This is a genomic window from Pseudomonas sp. BCRC 81390 (assembly GCF_030341915.1).
In the GTDB taxonomy this organism is placed as follows: domain Bacteria; phylum Pseudomonadota; class Gammaproteobacteria; order Pseudomonadales; family Pseudomonadaceae; genus Aquipseudomonas.
Window position 1 is genome coordinate 1 of the sequence record NZ_JATAAG010000052.1, and the last position, 275, is coordinate 275.

The following is a 275-nucleotide window of genomic DNA, read 5'->3' on the forward strand; positions in this document are numbered from 1 at the left end:
ACGCAGTCACCTAACAAAGTAGGCTCCCACTGCTTGTACGCATACGGTTTCAGGTTCTATTTCACTCCCCTCTCCGGGGTTCTTTTCGCCTTTCCCTCACGGTACTGGTTCACTATCGGTCAGTCAGTAGTATTTAGCCTTGGAGGATGGTCCCCCCATGTTCAGACAAAGTTTCTCGTGCTCCGTCCTACTCGATTTCATTGACAAGAGATTTTCGTGTACGGGGCTATCACCCACTATGGCCGCACTTTCCAGAGCGTTCCACTAATCTCAAA

General features: G+C 49.8%; 1 rRNA gene. It reads right to left on the bottom strand.

Annotation, left to right across the window (positions count from 1 at the left end):
* Nucleotides 1-275, bottom strand: a 23S ribosomal RNA gene (locus QSV36_RS14675); the annotation flags it as partial.